This is a genomic window from Pantoea sp. XAF26B01_ASV70 (assembly GCF_054512635.1).
In genome coordinates this window covers 3,622,053-3,638,217 of the sequence record NZ_CM137251.1, presented here as the reverse complement: position 1 = coordinate 3,638,217, position 16,165 = coordinate 3,622,053, and the positions used below count along the sequence as shown (strand labels likewise).

The window sequence follows — 16,165 nt, the reverse complement described above, 5'->3', positions numbered from 1 at the left end:
ATCACAGATTAGATAATAGTTGCTTTAGTCAATGCAACAGGAAAGCTTGCCCCTTAAAATTATAAAGGGCAATAATTAAACTATAGTTAATTGATGCTTTTCGTATTTTAATATAATTATCGTTTGAGCGCTTATTGCACTCTGTACCCGGTACCTGAAATATCAGATAATCGCGGGTGGGTTTTCCCTGGTGTTGACTTGGTCTTTGACCTCCTGACCGCTAAGCATGGTGAGTGCCTGGTGGTCAGGTACTTTTTTAAGTATAGGGTCTGTGCAGGTGTAATAAAAGCTGTCTTAAAAGACAGGGGTAATGGTTCCCATGTGTGATTATCAGGAATGAACGAATGAATTCTGCTATTGAGTTTTTTTTGCGTGATTACGATGAATTTCCGCCAGAATTATCAACCGAACTCTACCGGCTCAGAAGAAAAACATTTCGTGAGAGGCTCGACTGGAAAGTCGAATGCATTGACGGCATGGAAAAGGATCAATTTGACAACGAAAATACGACTTACCTGCTGGGCATGCATAACGGGAAGTTGCTATGTGGTGCACGGTTTATAGATTCAACGCAGCCGACGATGATGAGCGAAATTTTTCATGAATATTTCGAGGGTATAAGTGGTCTCCCCACAGATATCCCCTGTTGTGAGATTAGCCGGCTGTTTTTAGATAAAGAAAGACGTGACTCTGCAGGCCTTCATGGCTTGCCCGCCAGTAAAGTGTTATTCCTTGCAATGATTTTTTATTGCATGAAGAGAAACTATCGGGGGATGTACGCTGTGGCAAGTCGCGGCATGTATGCAATATTTCGCCATGCGAACTGGAAAATAGAAGTTATTCAGAAAGGCCTTTCTGAAAAAGGAGAAGTTATCTACTACATTTTCATGCCTGCCAGCATGAGCATTGTGGAAGATATTATCACCAGGGACAAAGCCAGTGGCTGGCTTCGTGAGATGTCCCGGCACTTACGCCATCTTTAACCCGTAACGCTGGCTCAGTTGTCCAGCAGCCGGAGCTCCGTCCCTAGTTTTACCGCATGTGTGGCGTTATTCACTCCGAGCTTTTTCATGACGTTGCCCATATGGAATTTTACGGTGCGCTCCGCAATAGATAAAATGACCGCAACTTCGGCGTATGTTTTCCCGGCGCCGACCCACTTAAGTATTTGTCGCTCACGCGGTGACAAAAAAACGTTTTTTTTCTGATGGTGTTGACTGTATAAGTTAAGCGTTTTCTGATGCAATTTAATAAGGAAACTAACTATTTTCGAACGATTTTTTTCCATATCAATACCAGAATCTTTCTGACTGATAATGGATAGCAAAGCCAGGTTGTTCAGGTAGTCATGCAGAGGGAATGTCTGCCCCTGGAAAATATTATATTGAAAACTTTCATTGAAAATTCGCGTGAGATTGTAGCCGCCTGACAGAATGACGTTGTTTTCCCAATAAAAATCTTCAATACAACGTAAACTCTGAATGATGACAGGATCAATAAACTGATACTTTCTTTCAAGGTATATATCGAACCACTCAGGGTTGTTATTAATAATACGCATCTGTGAAGGGTCTTTCTTGTTCATAATGGCGTAGGCATAGATAATACCCTTGTAATCCTCAAAGAATGCATTCAGTTCATTCTGGATTAACAAATTGATTCTTGTATCGTTGTAGTATGTATCCTTCACGTCAGTTTCTACCTCCGGGATGAGTGGATAAACCAGTATAATCCGCTTCGTTAGCTGTTGCTAATCGTATTTTAAACCAGTTAAAGGACAGTGCAAACGACATCTGCCAGCAAAGTTCTGGATATTTTTGCTTTACAAAACGGATGGAAAGAGCAGCTTACAAGACTACAGATGAATTATCGGGATTCACAAAGATCTGCGGGGACAGCAGGAACATTCGAATAATGATTCGCGATTTTAAGTAATTGCTGACTGGAGTGAACCGACAGCAGCATTTTTCATAACAAAACTCATGCTGGCAGGCGTAATTAAACAGACGCCGAGTCAGTATCTGACTGCTGACGGTTTTTAAATCCTGATGCTCATGCTCGCCTTCGGCTCTCCGGCGTTACCGGGTCGTCAGTTCTGCTGCGCTAACCCCTGTGGGTTTCGGACATAGAGCCTGATGGCAAACGTTCAGGTCAACCCTGCAGCCGGCTTAACGCCTGCGCTTTCACTGGCCATATAGATGATGACAAGCGAGTGTTAATCAGCTGGAGGCACATCAGGTCGTGTAAGCAGGCCAGTAACCTGATTACTCTCCTGAACAGTAAGTCTCTATTTTAGCTGACTATTGGTTACTACTGGTTTATGGGATGAGTAAGTGTTTTTTCTATCAGAGGACAGGGCGCATGGGGATGTACAGGGGCAATAATATGTTGCAGGATGTCCCCACGCTTTATCAGAAAAGCGTAACAGGGAAGGGGCGTTAATCATGAAAAACAAGATGATGCTGGGTGCCATATTTCTCTTAACGGGATGCCCTGGGCCTGGCGACCGAATGGTGGAGCGCGAATCTACAACGGCATTTATCAAAGACAAGCAAGTTTGTGTGGTGTCGCCACTGGAGCCACAAGAAAGGATTACTGCCATTCAAATCAACAGCGATAAAAGCAACTCTCTTCACAAGGTTTTTGATGACAAACCTGTTTATGTTCCAAAAGGTGAGTGCCTTCCTGTGTTTAGATTTAAGTTCACAACTGGAGAACGTTACTATTTCGCCTATGATGTTCAATCTGATAAATCAATGTCGCATTTAGTCACTGCTGATTTTTCTTATCCAAAAGAATAGGGGGCATAACGGCCCTTTGATTCTCATAAACGCACGCATGTCATCAGGCCAGGCTTAACGACTTCACATCTGCGGTAGTTAAGGTAGTTACCAATGATGGGACATCACTCTTATTCATGGGGACGAGGCAATGAAAAACCTGTTTAAGTGGTCCGCACTTGTGGCTGCCACCGTCCTCATTCTCATTGGCTTGTTTTTCTGGCTTATTGCATCGGGCTCTGATGAAACGACTGTCTATAAAGAAAATGACTTCTTCAGCTATCACACACTGACAGACAAGGACATTGAAAACGCGCCGCGTATAACGGACAACTACTATTTTGAAGCGCACCCTGGCGACGGATACTCACCTTCAAATAGTATCGTATTTAAGGGGGCTACAGATACTGCATCGCTGCAGGCTTATCTCGAAAAGCTGGGATACGTGAAGCAAAATCGCAGTCTGGGCGAGAAGGAAATATGGGCAAGGCCTGATAAGTTGGATGGGGATCTGTTCTATCTGTACTTTAATCCCACAACCCATGAGGTTGAGCTGACCAGGGTTCTGAATAATTGAGTCGCCTGAACGGGAAATTGTTACGGCGATGCCGGTCTCTGCCGCTGGTCATCGTGCTGCTGCTGACAGGATGCGCCCGCTCTGACGCGCTGTGGACGGTCACGCATGACCTCTGCATGAATAACTATCACTATCGTCGCGATCCGGCTCCCTGCCAGCAAATCTATCTGCCGCAGGACAACACGCAGGGCTTCAGTATTATCCAGAATCCTCGCCACAGGCTGCACTTTATTCTTGTGCCCACGATGGCGATGTCCGGCATTGAGAGCATTGCGCTGTCGCGCCCCGGACGTCCCGACTATTTCGGCTACGCCTGGTTAATGCGCTATCGTCTGATGGCGGCCTATGGCGCTAAAGTGCCTGAGGATCGGCTCGGCATGGCGCTGAATTCCGCTTATGGCCGCAGCCAGAATCAACTACATATTCATCTGACCTGCCTGCGGGAAGATGTCTATCGCCAGCTTCAGGCCGAGCGCCCCTATATTAATAATGACTGGCGACCCTTGCCCGACCGATTGCTGAATCACACCTACTATGCCCGTCGCGTTATACAGCCGACGGCGATGGGGATCTATCCTGTCTCCTCCGTAGCGCGCCATTTCCATCTGTCGCCGCCGCAGCTGGCAGAGTCTGGTGTGGCGCTCATCCCGGCGACGTTTTCGGGAGAGAAAGGGTTTATCCTGCTAACTACCCGGCGCGGCTGGGATAAGGGCAATCGGGCGTCCGTTGAGTCGCTACTGGATAAACGCTGCGCTATTCTTTCAGCGCCGTCAGCTGACGTTTCAGACGGGAAGTAACTAAACCTTATCACCCTTAATCCTCCACCGACCCAGCCACTCTGCTGTAATCAAACGCTCTGCCAGCAAGAACCCGGCTGACGAGGACGATCGCCCGTGCATCGGTTTCGTAAACATTGAATCAGGTTCGTGTCCGCCCTGTTTCAGTTCCTGCTCCAATGCCACGAAAAATGCCTTCTTCATGTCGCTGAAGATATTGATTTTACCGACACCATAACGAATTGATTCCGCCACCTCGCTGTCTTTGTTGCCCGAACCGCCATGCAGTACACGTGGAATATTAATTAATAGTAAGCTTGTTACAAGCTTGTCATTTATACATGGTTGTTGAGCTATAACATCTCTGTTACTCTCAGGTTAAATAACAAGCCATAAACGCATATTAATTACATCTGTTAAGTGACTTATTACTAACATAATCATCCTATTTCTTAAACTCAGACTTTTTCCAGGAAAAATTATTGCTCATTTTCTTTTCACCAGCGTAGGATAAGCGCACAAAGGATTATAGATGCAAGGATTATCAATGGCTCTACATGGAAAGTTTGTTATTAATGATGCTGACTACTCACCGTTATCCTTTCCGGGTGTGGGAACGTTTTTAGCGTTCTCTGGCAATGGTGCTTATCGTAATCGTGGTGCCTGTGGAATGATTCCTAAAGAGGGGCCTGTACCAGCGGGTAAATACTGGATTGTTGACCGTCCTGAGGGAGGCCTCCGATCACAACTAAATGCCGGTGTAAGGGATATTTATAATCATTTTGCCAGCGGTGCTACGTTCAGGCATTCCGAATGGTTTGCAATATGGCGGGATGATTGGGCAATTGATGATTACACTTGGGTTGATAGCGTTAAGCGTGGTAACTTTCGTTTGCACCCCGGCGTTCTTTCTGAGGGTTGTATCACACTTCCGCATGATTCTGATTTTTCCCTGTTACGCAATGCATTATTAAGGACCCAGAAAATAGAGGTTCCTTGTATGAGGAAGTTAAAGGCCTATGGAACGATTGAGGTAATTGCCAATGGCAAAACATGTCCTTAGTCTCTTTATAAAATTGGCGCTCTTTACTGTGATTATGCTGTTCGTAGCTAAAGAAGTTCCCTATGATGGATTAGTTGACTCTATAACAGCCTTATTTGATTTCCAAAGCGCTCTGAACGTTACCCATTTCATTCTGGGTGAACCTGACTTAGAGGCCTGGGAGTCGTTGCGAGATTACTTTTCTATTTTCATTAATACTCTAATCAGCATTCCGGTTATGAGTTCGATTATCACCCTTTTTAACGGCCTTACTCACAAAGTGACCCCGTCTTGTCTCCCTAAAGATTGGGCTTTCTCTACCGTGCGACGATTGATAAAAATAATCATTTTTGTAATGCTGCTTTGGTTATTCGTCCGCTTTGTACCTTATCAGGCTGTTTTTCCGGACATAGAAAAATTTTCAGATGTTGCTATGGCTGCACTTATGGCTTTCAACCTGATTTTAGCCATTTTCTGCTATTACTTTATTATGAAGAAATGCACATTCAAAAGGAGTTTGTAAAATGCCTATTCCAGCTTACATGTGGCTTAAAGATGACGGCGGTGCAGATATTAAGGGATCTGTAGACGTTCAGGATCGTGATGGTTCTATCGAAATTGTTGGCTTCAGTCACGGTTTAAATATTCCAGTGGATAGTGCCAACGGTAAAATCACCGGCAAGCGATCACACTCTCCCATTATGATTGAAAAAGAGTTTGATAGCGCCAGCCCATACTTATACAAAGCCGTTGCTACTGGTCAGACGCTGAAAAGTGCGGAGATTCGCTGGTATCGCATTAACCATGCCGGGCAAGAGGAATGCTATTTTGTTATGACTATCGAAGGGGTGAAGGTGACTGGCATTAATCCGGGGATGCCAAATGCTAAAATGGCAGGAAACTCGCAGATCAACCATATGGAAAGCCTTTCCCTGATGTACGACAAAATCACCTGGCGTTACGTTGATGGTAATGTGCAGTATACGGATGACTGGAATGTTCGGTCCTGAGATTAAAATCCTGTTTCCTGTGGTATAGCTAAGTTCTCCTTGGCAGTGAAGCAGTAATTAAAACGTTACCGGGGTGTAATGGGGGATTTAGTGACGACCTCCATGCATGCTCGAAAAACGTTACGACCGCGTTATCCGGTTGTACAACATCTAATAAAGGCACCTATTCATCGGTGCCTTTTCCCAGCCTCCCTGGCAGTCTTCAAGCCACCATCCACGCCACACAATCCCTTACCGATACAACGCCGCTTTCCCCACCGAACTAAACAGCGCCATCTTCGCCGCGACCACTTCACTCGCTGCCTGCATCGGTTTAACAAACAGGGAATTAGGCTCGTGACCCCCAAGCTTCAGCTCCTGTTCCAGCGCCACGAAGAACGCCTTCTTCATATCACTGGAGATATTGATTTTACCGACGCCATAACGAATTGATTCCGCGACCTCGCTGTCTTTGTTGCCCGAACCGCCATGCAGCACCAGCGGGATATCAACCAACTTACGGATCTGCTGCAGGCGCTCGATATCCAGCTTTGGCTGTTTACCTTTGGGGTAGAGGCCATGCGAGGTACCGATGGCAACCGCCAGCGTGTCGGTGCCGGTCTCGCGCACAAAGGTCTCGGCCTGCTGCGGATCGGTGTAGAGAATCTCGTTACTGCCGCCTTCGCCGCTGCCTTCCGCCACGCCGATGGTGCCCAGCTCCGCTTCCACAGAGACATTAATCGTGTGCGCTATCTCGACAATCTTTTTCGTCAGCGCAATGTTCTGCTCAAAAGGATGAGAGGAGGCGTCAATCATCACTGAAGTAAAACCGGCGTAGATCGCTTTCATCACCTCTTCCAGCGAGCGGCCATGGTCCAGATGGATCACCACCGGCACGCGCGCCTGAATCGCCAGCGTCCGCAGATAGCCGATAAATTCCGGGCCGGTGAAGGCCATCTCTTCAGGATGGATCTCCAGAATCAGCGGTGAATCCAGTCGCTCGGCAGTCTCAACCGCCACACGGCCAAACTCCGCGCTGGCGATGTTAAACGCACCAACGCCAAACTGATGACGCTGGGCAACGCTGAGCAGATCTTTCATGTTGTAAAGCATAGGTTTTATCCTTGTTTTGCAGGAACGGAGATATCTTTTTTCAGGAACAGCAGGATCAGTGCTGTCAGTAAACTGCCTGCGGCAATCGCAAACAGATAACCCATGACATTGCTGATCACGTTAGGAATGAAGATGACGAAAATGCCGCCGTGCGGGGCGCGGGAGGCACAGCCCAGCATCATTGAGAGTGCGCCCGCTAACCCGGAACCTGCCACGATGGCCGGGATGACACGCAGCGGATCGGCGACCGCGTATGGGATCGCGCCTTCGGTAATGAATGACAGACCGAGAATGTAGGTGACCTTGCCGGTCTCGCGCTCCTGCTCGGTAAACTTGCGGCGGAAGAGGGTGGTCGCCAGCGCGATGCCCAGTGGTGGCACCATGCCCGCCGCCATACAGGCGGCAATCGGTCCGTAAACCCCGCTCGACATCAGGCCAATCGCAAACATACAGACGGTTTTATTCAGCGGGCCACCCATATCAAAGGCCACCATCATGCCGAACAGCAGGCCGAGAATGGCCGCATTGGTGTTACCCAGCGAACTGAGGAAGTCGGTCAGCCAGCCGAGCAGCATTTTGATCGGCTCACCAATCAGCAGCGACATCAGTGCGCCGGTCAGCAGCACGCTTAACAGAGGCACGATTAAAATAGGTTTCAGCCCGGCAACCGCTTTGGGCAGATGGATATGGTTGTTGATCAACAGCGTGATGTATCCGGCCAGGAAGCCGGCAATCAGCGCGCCGAGAAAGCCGGAGCCGGTGTGGATCGCCATCATCCCGCCCACGGCGCCCGCCACGATGCCCGCTTTGCCGCTGACAGACTGGCTGATCCCCAGCGCCAGAATCGGCAGCATTAGGGCAAAGGCGGAACCGCCACCGATGTCAGAGAGCATCTTCGCTATCGGGCTGAAATTAGCGTCCCCTGGTGTGGCCGCCGTAATCCCGAATGAAAAACTGAGCGCGATCAGAATGCCGCCCGCCACCACAAAGGGGATCATCAGGTTCACGCCGGTGATCAGGTGCACATAAATCTCTGAAATCCAGGAGCGGGAACCCGACGCCTCGCGGGCACTGTTAGCCGGTTCAGATGCACTGGCCTGCGGAGCGGAGTTGGCCAGCCTGGGAGCCAGCTCGCCGTTAACAATGGCATTTAACAGGCCTTCAGCGTCCTTCGCGGCACGGGTAACGGGCACCTCAATCACGTTTTTATGCTGGAAGCGTGCCATCTCAACTTTTTTATCTGCGGCGATCAACACGACGTCCGCCCGATGAATATCGTCTTCGCTGAAAATATATTCGCTTTCAATCGCACCCTGGGTTTCAACTAATACATTCAGGCCCAGTTTTTTAGCCGCTTTTTTTAAATTACTTTCGGCAAGGTAGGTGTGGGCGACACCTGTAGGACAGGCGGTAATGGCAATAATGTTCATAAATGTTCTCCAGTGAAAATTTTATATTTATGTTTTTCGGTCTGAAGGGATGGCTACAACCTGGAATACCTCCTTAATTTTTTAATTCATGTTGCTCTCCGGTTTATTCAGGCTCCCGATCGGGATAACAGTAAATGAAACATCTCTTCGCGATGCGGGACATTAAGCAATTGCTCGACGACATCCTCATCGCCTAACGCAATGGATATTTTGGCGAGCATTTTGATATGGCCCACATCTTTATCGGACTCTTTTACCGCGAACAGAATAACCAGCCGGACTTTAGTGCCGTCGATGGTCTCCCACGGAATATCCTGGCGTAAACGACCCACGGCAATGCGGGTTTTGGCGACGGCGGCAGATTTGCCGTGCGGAATAGCAATATGATTTTCAAATCCAGTAGAGCCTAATTCCTCACGCAGATAAACATCTTTCAGGAAAGCGACTTTATCGGTGACGGCCCCGGTCTGGCAGAGCAGGTCGGTCAGTTGAGAAATAATCTGCTCTTTGGTCTGGCAATCGACATCGAGAATAATGCACTCTTCTTTTAATACTTCGTTAATAGCCACGGCTGTCGTCATTTTGCTTCTCCATTATCATTAATTAATCGAATTCGATACCAGACACTCCGTTACTCTTGCGATATCTTTCGTCGAGAACAGGGCAGAGACATACACCACCGGTTTTTCCAGCGGTTCCAGCCGGATGGTGGAAATCACCACGTCACACTCATGTCGTTTCAGGGAGTCAGCAATATTTTTCCCTGGCACGATGTCGATAATTTTCCAGTCGGGAAAGGCGCGGATAATGCGTCCGTAAAGCAGCTGCGAGGTGCCCAGACCGCTGGAGCAGACCAGCAAGACCCGTTTTACCTTGATGCTGTTTTCGATGGCTGCCTGAATATGCACCGTCAGGTAAGCCACTTCGTCATCACTGATCTCATCCAGGCTGTACTCCTGCGTCAGCTGGCTGATTACCGCTTTCACGGCGGCAAACACCGTTCCCAGCTCGGTCTGGATATCATGCAGCAGCGGATTTTTAATCCGGATGTGATATCTGAGGCGGTTCAGCATCGGCTTGATATGCGAGGACAATGACGCCTGCAGGTTCTGGTCGGTGGTGATTTCAATGTTGATGCGCTGCGCCACCCGGGCGATCAGCGCCTCAGCAAAGCGGGTCTCACGCTCTGAAATCAGCGAGTCATCGTGCTGTGGTGACTCACCGCCCGCCTTACCGGAGGAGACCAGATACTGATAGATGGAGTGAGACTCCTCGGCCACCAGTACCGTGTTGTAAGCGGTCTCAATGCGTTCTATCACCGCCAGTGACACCTGCCAGGCGTGATGGTCGCTGACCCGGTTCATCGACACCGCGCGGGCGTCGGTCCTGTGCATCGGCGAGTGACTGCGGTGGATCAGTACCAGAATATGCGTAAATAAATTGATGTAGTAAGGATCGCTTATCGTATATTGCAGTTGCTGTTCAATAAAATTAATTAATTGCAGGGTAAAATGGACAGCCTGCTGACCAAACTTCTCTGAAAGCTCCTGCAGCGTGCTTTCATCCAGACGGCTTTCCATCATGTCCTGACGGTTATAAATCGATTTTAACACCAGCGCTTTCATCGCCATGCGAATATTATGGTCGCTGCCTTTTATGCTGGTTCCGACACGACTTTTTAACAAGGTTAAATCAAACTGATGTAACCATGCTTCTAATGTTTTTAAATCATTCACTATCGAAGCGCGGCTGATAAAATATTTATCCGCCAGTTCGCTGATGGATGAACCTTTTGGTGACAGCATTAATAAATCCGATGCTATTTTCAGCATCCTGAAGTTGCTGCTGAAATCATCCACCTCGGTTGAGAAAATCCGGCGCGCGGCTATTTCCGACTGCGCATCAGCGAATTTAATTGTGATCCCTCTCCCACTTTTTCCACTGAGATTGATTCCCTGGTCAGAAAGTTTTTCGTTAATATCGGCGATGTCGCGGCGTAAGGTTCGGGTGGTGATTGCTGTTTTTTCTGAAATAGCGTGCAGGCTCACATAACTGTTATGAGAAATAAGCTGTCGCATAATCGTCAGTTGCCGTTCAGTCAGCGCCTTCATCATCATCAGGTTCCGCTTAATCCGTTATTCGCCTTGTCAGTTATCATCTAAACAAAGGCACTATGCCATGTAAATATTAAAAAATGGCCACAACCTGGTGGTCAGGCTGACCACCTGACAGTGAATTTCTTAAATAATCGGGGACGAGGTGAAAGAATAAGTGAAAGGGGATGGGAGGGTTTGGCGGGCTGACTGGCAGTGATCAGATTGGTGGGGCTACATCAATGGCTGAGGGCAGAACCTGGCGGGAAAGCCCGGCTTACGCCGGGCCTGATTTTATCTTTACGCCATCTTCAAACGCTGCAATCGTTTCTCGCGGCGAATCTTACGCTCTTCCATCACGGCAACCAGCGCCATCAGGCAGATACAGGCGATAGCAGCGGCATCCAGTGCGGCAAAGGTGCCCGCCCAGCCGGTCAGGCCAAATATCGGCGTGCCGTCGGCAATCATGCCCAGGCCCAGTTTGGCGAAGCTGTCACCAATCAGATAGGCGAAAGTGCCTTTGATACCATCCGCTGCGCCAATCGCTTTTTTCGGTACAAAGCCGACCGCGGCGACGCCGATTAACAGCTGCGGGCCAAAGACCAGGAAGCCCAGTGCGAACAGCGACGCCAGATAAACATATTGGTTGCTGGCATGCTGATAGATCCCGAGCGTGGCAATAATCAGCGCTAATGCAACGCAGGCGACCAGCGCACGGCGGCCATTGGCCAGATCGGATAACCAGCCCCACATCAGTGTGCCCACCAGTGCGCCGACTTCAAACAGGGTAAAGCCCTGAATCGCCACTTCTTTAGAGAGCTTCAGCTCCTGGAAGGCGTAAACCGTTGACCACTGATCGATCCCGATGCGCACCACATAGAGGAAGATGTTGGCGAAGCAGAGCAGCCAGATCACCTTGTTCTTCAGTACGTACTCGACAAAGATCTGCCATTTGGTCATCGACTCATCTTCAGCTTCTTTGTCCTCATCGCTCAGCTCTTCGTCAAACAGCTCTTCGGCCTTGCCCAGGCCATAAGATTCCGGAGAGTCGCTGCCGTAGCGCAGGCCGATAAAACCAACTATCAGCGCGATAATAGAGGGGAAGATAAACATCCCAATTACGTGGCCGTTGAACAGCACATTGGCGCCAAACAGCGCAACGCCTGCCGCACCGGCACCGCCGAGGTTATGCGAGATATTCCACATGCCAAGATAGGTGCCACGCTTACGGCGCGGCGTCCACTTAGTGATGGTGGAGTAGCTACAGGAGCCGCCGGTACTCTGGAAGAATCCGCTTAAGGCATAGAAGGCGATCATCAGGAACAGGCTGAAGGAACCGGTGCCCATGCTGGCGCTGAAACCCAGCATACAGATGGCCGAGAGGATCAGCATAAACGGCAGGAACTGCTTGGTATTTTTGCCGTCAGCATAATAGGAGACCAGGGTTTTCCCGACGCCATAGGTGATGGAGAAGCCCAGACCGATCATCCCCAGCTGCGTCATGCTCAGTCCGTAGGTGGTGATCATATCGTTCTGCGCGATATTGAAGTTTTTGCGGATCAGATACATGGTCAGGTAGCCGATAAAGACCACCAGATAGGACTGCATAAACGGCTTGAACCACATCTTGCGCCGCAGTTCGATGGGCAGATCCAGCGTCGGTCTGCGCACCTGTTTGAGGAATGCCAGCATGGAAGGGGATTCTCCTGGTTGGAATCGCTGCAATGGGCAGCGAATGGCTGGCATTGTAAAAACCTGCCGCCAGACTGGCCTGAGACAGTATCCAGGCGAAACCAGGAAAATTTCTTAGTTTTGCCCCAATCGGGGCAAAAAGGAGAGGCGTATCACGCTTCAGGCAGGGCGCGCGGCGCCTGAGCATTTAAAAACGGCAGCAGCAGTAACGCGGAGATCCCCGCCGCTGTGGCAATCACCGCAAAGAAGCCGCTCCAGTGCCAGACGTCGATAACCCACGCCAGCGGCCAGCCGGAGAGTGACGCACCAAGATAGGCGAAAAGGCCGACGAAGCCGGTTGCCGCGCCCGCCGCATCTTTATGGGAACATTCGGCTGCCGCCATACCAATCAGCATCTGCGGGCCAAAGACAAAGAAACCGGTAGTAAAAAAGCAGGCTGCCTGCATCACGTAACTGGTAAAGGGCATCAGCCACAGTGAGCCGACGGAAAGTAAAATCCCGGCTGCAAAAATCAGGTTCATCGGGCCACGGTTGCCGTTAAACAGCTTGTCCGAGCCCCAGCCCGCGACCAGTGCACCTATCACACCGCCCAGCTCAAACAGGGTGACTACCGAGTTGGCCGTGACCAGATCCACCCCCAGCGTGTCGGAGATGTAGAGATTTCCCCAGTCATTGAGCGCCGCGCGAACCACATAGACCAGCACGTAACAGAGTGACAGCAGCCAGATATAGGGGTTGAATAGCACGTAGCGGGTCAGGATCGCCTTGCGACTCAGACCTGCGCCTTCCTGCTGCTGCGCCATCTCCATCTCATCCTGTCGCCAGTCGCCTACCGCGGGCAGGCCGACAGTCTGAGGCCGGTCGCGCAGACGCCAGCAGAGAAACAGTCCGGCGAGGATCGCTAAACTGCCCGCAATCATCATCCCGATTCGCCAGCCATAGTGCAGCGCCACCGCGCCGATAACGATCGGGATGACCGCGCCGCCAACGTTGTGCGCGGTGTTCCATAATGCCCACCAGCCGCCGCGCTCGTTGCGCGAATACCAGCTGGTCAGCAGGCGCGCGCAGACCGGCGCGCCCCAGCCCTGGAAAAAGGCGTTAATGGTCCACAACAGCGCAAAGGCCCACAGTGAGGTGGAGAAGCCAAACAGGATATTGACCACGCCGGTAGCGATCAGCCCCAGCCCCATAAAGTAACGGGCGTTGGAGCGGTCGCTGACGATGCCGGAGAAGAACTTCGACAGGCCGTAGGTGATGTAAAATAGCGTCGCCAGCAGGCCAATATCGGTGCGCATCATCACGCCGCTGGCGATCACTTCCGGCGCTGCCGCATTGAAGCTTTTGCGGGTAAAGTAGAACAGGGCATAGCCGATCCAGATGGTCGACATGATGTGCCGTCGCCAGTAGCGATAGCGGCTGTCAATCTCACTTTTGTCCTGCAGCGGAGCGGCGTTAGCGGGCGTTTTCAGAAAGTTAAACACGGTGGTTCCTCAGGCCATACGCAGCGGCAGATGCACGCTGACGCGGGTTCCATGGGTGCAGGAGATAGTCAGCGATCCGCCCAGCGCACTCACGCGTTCGCGCATCCCGACCAGACCAAAGCTTTGCTGACCGGAACCTGGCGGCAGACCGCAGCCATCATCTTCAATCACCAGCAAAACGCGACCATTCTGTTGCCAGCCTTTGAGCATCACGGCGCTGGCGCTGGCGTGTTTCACAATGTTGTTCAGCCCCTCCTGACAGACGCGAAACAGCGTGACGCGCTGCGCTTCGCTCAGCAGCGTCTCATCAATACGCCACTCAAGGTGACTGACGATGCCGCAATCCTCCAGCTCCATCTCACGCATCAGGGAGCGAACTGCCTGTTCAAGTGACAGGTCATCTAGCTGGCGGGGTCGCAGACGTCCCAGCAGTCGCCGCACTGAATCGTAGACACCCAGTGAGAGCTGCTCAATATGGACGCCGCTCTGGATCACCCGGCCATTATCCGGCGCAAGGCGCTGCACAATGCCCGCCTGGGTGCGGATTGCTGTAATCGTCTGACCGATGTCATCGTGCAGCTCGCGCGCCACCTCCTGGCGCACGTTCTCTTCTGTCTCGACCAGCCGTTCCGCCAGGCGCCGGTTGCGTGCCAGCTCACTCTGCAGCGACTGATTCAGCTCGCGCAGCCGCTGAATACCGGCACCCAGCAGCAGTCCGGTCAGGCTTTGCGCCAGCAGCGAGAGCAGAAGATCGACCGGATGATCGTGCCAGGTCTGGCTGGCGATCAGCGCGATTGCGTTCATCAGCGTAGCAATCAGCGCACCCTGCCAGCCGTAGTGCCAGGCCAGCGCAATAATCGGCAGCGCCAGACAGAATGGCGTAAAGCGCGACAGTTCAGCGGGCAGGCCAAGCTGCAACCAGAGACTGATGACAAACAGCAGCAGATACCAGATAAGATGCCGGGCGCGCCAGTTGACCGGGTGCGAGACCAGCGCCGGTCCCAGCGGCTGCCAGCGGGTGCTGGTGAGGTAGTGCCAGATGACCAGGCAGGTCGGGGCCAGCGTCAGACCACCGGTGAGCGTTAGCAGCAGCGCGTTCAGCATCTCCTGCTGTCCCGCCCACGCCAGGGATTGCAGCAGCGCCGCGGCGATCAGAGCCGCGCCCTGGCTCAGCAGCGTGCGCCAGTCACGCTGATGGCGGTAATGGGAGATCAGCGCCACCGGCAGCAGCGTCAGTACACTGCCCGCCATTAACAGCGGCAGATGCGCCAGCGCGACCACCTTCGCCAGCCAGATCAGCATGATCCACTCAGCTGCCAGCAACACCGGCCAGTAAGCGCGTGGACATTGCAGCATCAGCCCCAGACGCAGGCCAAACGGAAATAGCAGCACCGCCAGCTCCGGGCGTTCCACCAGGTGCAGGCTGATACTCCACAGGCAGAACCAGGCCGCCGAGAAGATGAAAAAGCTGGCGACAATGGAGATCAGCCGCGAAACACAGGGGCTCATTGCCAGCCATCAAACATGCGGCGCGCCAGCTCCACATCATTGCTGACGCCGAGCTTCTCCATCAGATTCGCGCGATGGACATGTACGGTTTTCGGTGACAGCGCCAGCTCAACGGCAATTTCCTTTACCGCCATGCCCTGTGACAGTTTTTCCGCCACCTGACGTTCGCGTCGGGTCAGCGGGTCCTGCCGACCGGCGGCCAGCTTGATCGCAATCTCTGGCGTCAGATAACAGCCGCCTGTGGAGACCGTGCGCACCGCCGCGATCAGCTCATCGGGACGACAGCGTTTAGAGAGGAATCCGCGCGCACCGGCATTAAGCGCCTGTTCCACCAGTGCCGGACTGTCATGGACTGACAGCATGATGGTGGCCAGGCCCGTCGGCAGCTTGCTCAGCAACTCCAGCCCGGAGAGATCCGGCATCGAAATATCGCAGATACAGACCTGAACGCCCCGGCCCGGTAAACCTGCCAGCGCCTCACGGCCAGAACCAAATTCCGCTACGACCTGGAAATCCGATTCCAGGCCCAGCAACTGGGCAAAGCCGGAGCGGACGATAAGGTGATCGTCAATAAGCGCGATGGTGATCATGTTTATTCCTGGCGGGTAAAATCGCGCTTACCTTAGCGATAAGCACGAAGCTGTTCAAGTCGTGAGCAGTCTATTCAGGTAAGGGAGTGGGTA

At 51.6% G+C, this 16,165-nt stretch carries 16 protein-coding genes and 1 pseudogene; 7 read left to right on the top strand and 10 right to left on the bottom strand.

Annotated elements, in window-relative coordinates; all coding sequences use genetic code 11:
* The first annotated feature begins 344 nt into the window (after positions 1–344).
* Positions 345–983, top strand: a complete 639-nt coding sequence (locus ACX8ZY_RS17195) for an acyl-homoserine-lactone synthase (RefSeq protein WP_031593697.1) — start codon at positions 345–347, stop codon at positions 981–983.
* Between the two features lie 14 nt (positions 984–997).
* On the opposite strand, the gene ACX8ZY_RS17190 is transcribed toward ACX8ZY_RS17195, so the two are convergent.
* Positions 998–1,690, bottom strand: coding sequence for a helix-turn-helix transcriptional regulator (locus ACX8ZY_RS17190; protein WP_115759047.1), 693 nt, complete (start codon positions 1,688–1,690; stop codon positions 998–1,000).
* A gap of 754 nt (positions 1,691–2,444) precedes the next feature.
* Here ACX8ZY_RS17190 and ACX8ZY_RS17185 point away from each other — a divergent pair.
* The 3 genes from ACX8ZY_RS17185 (at position 2,445) to ACX8ZY_RS17175 (ending at position 4,154) form a co-directional block, all read left to right on the top strand.
* Positions 2,445–2,801, top strand: a complete 357-nt coding sequence (locus ACX8ZY_RS17185; RefSeq protein ID WP_421665110.1) for a putative T6SS immunity periplasmic lipoprotein — start codon at positions 2,445–2,447, stop codon at positions 2,799–2,801.
* Between the two features lie 130 nt (positions 2,802–2,931).
* Complete coding sequence (locus tag ACX8ZY_RS17180) at positions 2,932–3,357, top strand: hypothetical protein (RefSeq protein WP_187484356.1); 426 nt, start codon at positions 2,932–2,934, stop codon at positions 3,355–3,357.
* Positions 3,354–4,154 (top strand): CDP-diacylglycerol diphosphatase, encoded by an 801-nt coding sequence (locus tag ACX8ZY_RS17175; RefSeq protein ID WP_459260403.1) that lies wholly within the window; start codon positions 3,354–3,356, stop codon positions 4,152–4,154. Before ACX8ZY_RS17180 ends, ACX8ZY_RS17175 begins: the two co-directional genes overlap by 4 nt.
* Here the strand turns inward: ACX8ZY_RS17175 and ACX8ZY_RS17170 are convergent.
* Positions 4,155–4,442, bottom strand: a pseudogene (locus ACX8ZY_RS17170) (class II fructose-bisphosphate aldolase); the annotation flags it as partial.
* Positions 4,443–4,680: 238 nt separating this feature from the next.
* Between ACX8ZY_RS17170 and ACX8ZY_RS17165 the strand changes: the two are divergent.
* Genes ACX8ZY_RS17165 through ACX8ZY_RS17155 form a run of 3 tightly spaced genes read left to right on the top strand, consistent with a single transcriptional unit; the run spans position 4,681 to position 6,185 of the window.
* Positions 4,681–5,196: a DUF2778 domain-containing protein gene (locus ACX8ZY_RS17165; RefSeq protein ID WP_010671743.1), complete on the top strand. Its 516-nt coding sequence runs from the start codon at positions 4,681–4,683 to the stop codon at positions 5,194–5,196.
* Positions 5,177–5,698 carry a hypothetical protein gene (locus ACX8ZY_RS17160; protein WP_179256865.1) on the top strand — a complete coding sequence of 174 codons (522 nt, stop codon included), beginning with the start codon at positions 5,177–5,179 and terminating at the stop codon, positions 5,696–5,698. The genes ACX8ZY_RS17165 and ACX8ZY_RS17160 overlap by 20 nt, the downstream gene beginning before the upstream one ends.
* A gap of 1 nt (position 5,699) precedes the next feature.
* Positions 5,700–6,185 (top strand): Hcp family type VI secretion system effector, encoded by a 486-nt coding sequence (locus ACX8ZY_RS17155; RefSeq protein ID WP_010671741.1) that lies wholly within the window; start codon positions 5,700–5,702, stop codon positions 6,183–6,185.
* A 231-nt stretch (positions 6,186–6,416) separates the two neighbouring features.
* Here ACX8ZY_RS17155 and ACX8ZY_RS17150 read toward each other — a convergent pair whose 3' ends face one another.
* The 8 genes from ACX8ZY_RS17150 to uhpA all read right to left on the bottom strand — a co-directional run bounded on the left by ACX8ZY_RS17150 (position 6,417) and on the right by uhpA (position 16,072).
* The gene (locus ACX8ZY_RS17150) at positions 6,417–7,277 is read right to left on the bottom strand and encodes a ketose-bisphosphate aldolase (protein WP_421665108.1); all 861 of its coding nucleotides are present in this window, start codon (positions 7,275–7,277) and stop codon (positions 6,417–6,419) included.
* Positions 7,278–7,282: 5 nt separating this feature from the next.
* Positions 7,283–8,707 (bottom strand): PTS fructose transporter subunit IIC, encoded by a 1,425-nt coding sequence (locus tag ACX8ZY_RS17145; protein ID WP_331842980.1) that lies wholly within the window; start codon positions 8,705–8,707, stop codon positions 7,283–7,285.
* Between the two features lie 107 nt (positions 8,708–8,814).
* Positions 8,815–9,288 (bottom strand): PTS sugar transporter subunit IIA, encoded by a 474-nt coding sequence (locus ACX8ZY_RS17140; protein ID WP_010251532.1) that lies wholly within the window; start codon positions 9,286–9,288, stop codon positions 8,815–8,817.
* Between the two features lie 18 nt (positions 9,289–9,306).
* Positions 9,307–10,824: a BglG family transcription antiterminator gene (locus ACX8ZY_RS17135; RefSeq protein WP_459260399.1), complete on the bottom strand. Its 1,518-nt coding sequence runs from the start codon at positions 10,822–10,824 to the stop codon at positions 9,307–9,309.
* Between the two features lie 276 nt (positions 10,825–11,100).
* The gene (gene uhpT, locus ACX8ZY_RS17130; protein WP_421665107.1) at positions 11,101–12,492 is read right to left on the bottom strand and encodes a hexose-6-phosphate:phosphate antiporter; all 1,392 of its coding nucleotides are present in this window, start codon (positions 12,490–12,492) and stop codon (positions 11,101–11,103) included.
* 152 nt (positions 12,493–12,644) lie between these two features.
* Positions 12,645–13,973, bottom strand: a complete 1,329-nt coding sequence (gene uhpC, locus ACX8ZY_RS17125) for an MFS transporter (RefSeq protein ID WP_050679764.1) — start codon at positions 13,971–13,973, stop codon at positions 12,645–12,647.
* A 9-nt stretch (positions 13,974–13,982) separates the two neighbouring features.
* The gene (gene uhpB / locus ACX8ZY_RS17120; RefSeq protein ID WP_010671735.1) at positions 13,983–15,482 is read right to left on the bottom strand and encodes a signal transduction histidine-protein kinase/phosphatase UhpB; all 1,500 of its coding nucleotides are present in this window, start codon (positions 15,480–15,482) and stop codon (positions 13,983–13,985) included.
* Entirely contained in the window at positions 15,479–16,072 is a 594-nt protein-coding gene (uhpA, locus tag ACX8ZY_RS17115; RefSeq protein WP_010251517.1) for a transcriptional regulator UhpA, read from the bottom strand. Before uhpA ends, uhpB begins: the two co-directional genes overlap by 4 nt.
* Positions 16,073–16,165 lie beyond the last annotated feature (93 nt).